This window comes from Boseongicola sp. (assembly GCF_057460485.1).
Window position 1 is genome coordinate 1 of record NZ_JBVCWP010000432.1, and the last position, 2,204, is coordinate 2,204.

Here is a 2,204-nt window from a genome sequence, read left to right on the forward strand (position 1 = left end):
ACGAGTGGCGCGAAATCATGAAGAATCCCGAGTTTTCACACAGCCTCCGACAGAGCGGACGTTCGCTGCGCTTGCGTGAGAGACAGCTTTCCACAAAACGGCAAGGCCTTTGGAGTTATCCGGACTTTATACGCGAGACATTGTCTTCGTCCTAGCCGCGCCTCTTCCGGAAATCCGATTGAGCCAGAAAAACGCACCTTGCCCTCCAAACGATTGGTGGTTCATCATCATGTATGAATTGGAATAGCACTGAAGTGCTGAATATCGGAGGGCGCAATGAGAGTTTTCTTTACCGGCGGCAGCGGCAAGGCAGGCAAATGGGCCATCCGGCACTTGCAAGAGCAAGGCCACCACGTTGTAAATGTGGATCAATCGCCTTCGGGGCTGAACTGTCCGGAATTGTTGATTGACCTCTGCGACGCGGGCCAGGTCATTGGCGCAATGTCCCAGTTCATCGAAGGCGCGGAATTGGACGCGGGCACTGGCGTTCCAACTTATGACGCCGTTGTGCATTTCGCCGCTGTCCCCCGCGTTATGATCGGCACTGACGGTGAGTGCTTTCGGCAGAATACCTTGACCACCTATAACGTGATCGAGGCTGCAGTGAAGCTGGGCGTTCCGAAGGTGATCTTCGCAAGCTCCGAAACAACCTATGCCATCTGCTTTGCTGAAGGAGAGTTGAAACCGCACTTTGTACCGATTGATGAAACCCACCCGACCGTGCCGCATGACAGCTACGCCATGTCGAAGGTCTGCAATGAGATGACCGCCCGGTCTTTTCAGGCTCGGACGGGAACCGACATCTATGGATTGCGGATCAACAACGTAATCGAGCCACATGAGTATTCAGAGAAGTTCCCTGCATTCATGGAAAATCCGTCTTTGCGCCGCCGCAACATCTTTGCCTATATCGATGCCCGCGATTTGGGACATATGGTCGATTGCTGCCTTAGCAAAGACGGCTTGGGCTACGAGGTTTTCAACGTATCGAACGACGACATGTCGGTCGGTCTCACGTCTGATCAGGTGATTGAGCGGTTCTATCAAGGTGTCGAAGTGCGCAGCGAGATGGATGCGAACGAGACCTTCTTTTCCAACAAGAAGGCCAAGAACATGGTCGGGTTTCAGCCGCAGCATTCCTGGCGCGACGTGTTGGGATGAATCGCCGGGATTATGTGCTGGCACTGCCAAGGTGGACATCCGGGACAGGCTCCACCAAGTAATCAAAAAAGTTACCCACACCCAGTGCCAGCGCTTGGTAGAGATAGGCACTCCAGTGACACTTGGAAGAGCGGCAGAACGACACATGATGGCTTAGGGCTCTTCTTGGAAAGTCCGCATTGAGCTTATTCTGTTAAAAACTCCAGTTTCGGGCCTGGCGGACAGATTTTTTTTAGCCATACAGGTCGATTAGTTTATTTTGGTAAGGAAACCGGCCAAATCAAGCCTCCCGGGTTGCTAGGCCGCGTCGCGTCGCCTGGTTCACTATCTTATACCAATGGCCTGTTGGCTTGACTCGTTTTGGGATTCTCAAACGTTGTGAAGTCTGACTCAATCGCTGCAGGCGATTGGAAGGCGAAAATGACTGTGAAGATTATACGCGATGACCTGACGGCGCAGGATTTACGCGCAGCGTCTGATGGGGCGAAAGATGGCAGGGTCGCGTGGCGGCTCTTGGCGATTGCTTTTGTCTTGGAGGGGGTGTCCCGTAAGACGGCTGCCGAGAGTTGCGGGATGGATCGGCAAACGCTGCGTGACTGGGTGCACCGCTACAACGCGCAAGGCATTGCCGGTCTGTCCAATCGTTGTGGTGGAGGGGCGCAGCCTCGGCTCACGTCCGAGCGAATGGCGCAGCTCGCGTCTTGGGTCGAGGCAGGTCCTGACCTCGCGCGCGACGGTGTGGTGCGCTGGCGTCGTGCCGATCTGGCGCGTCGGATTGAAAAGGTCTTCAGTATTGATCTACACGAGCGCACCGTTGGCAAGTATTTGGACAGGCTGGGTTTTCGGCGGCTCTCAGTCCGCCCGGAACACCCCAATGCCGACCCCGGCGGCGCAGGAAGCGTTCAAAAAAACTTCCAAAGTATGGTAACAGATATTTTGCCCACACAAGCAAAAGACAAACCGCTGGAAGTCTGGTTTCAAGAGGAAGCCAGGGTCGGACAGCAGGGCACGCTGACCCGCATCTGGTCGCAGCGTGGCACACG

General features: G+C 55.0%; 2 protein-coding genes. Both read left to right on the top strand.

Features of this window, described 5'->3' with window-relative positions; genetic code table 11:
- Nucleotides 1-276: 276 nt before the first annotated feature.
- Entirely contained in the window at nucleotides 277-1,161 is an 885-nt protein-coding gene (locus AC221Y_RS23215) for an NAD-dependent epimerase/dehydratase family protein (protein ID WP_299756980.1), read from the top strand.
- A 420-nt stretch (nucleotides 1,162-1,581) separates the two neighbouring features.
- Nucleotides 1,582-2,204 (top strand): IS630 family transposase (locus AC221Y_RS23220; RefSeq protein ID WP_486708647.1); only part of this gene is annotated, 623 nt, incomplete at its 3' end.

What these genes read in the sequence shown, in the direction of transcription:
- AC221Y_RS23215 (WP_299756980.1), top strand. Translation starts at nt 277, where the DNA reads ATGAGAGTTTTCTTTACCGGCGGCAGCGGCAAGGCAGGCAAATGGGCC.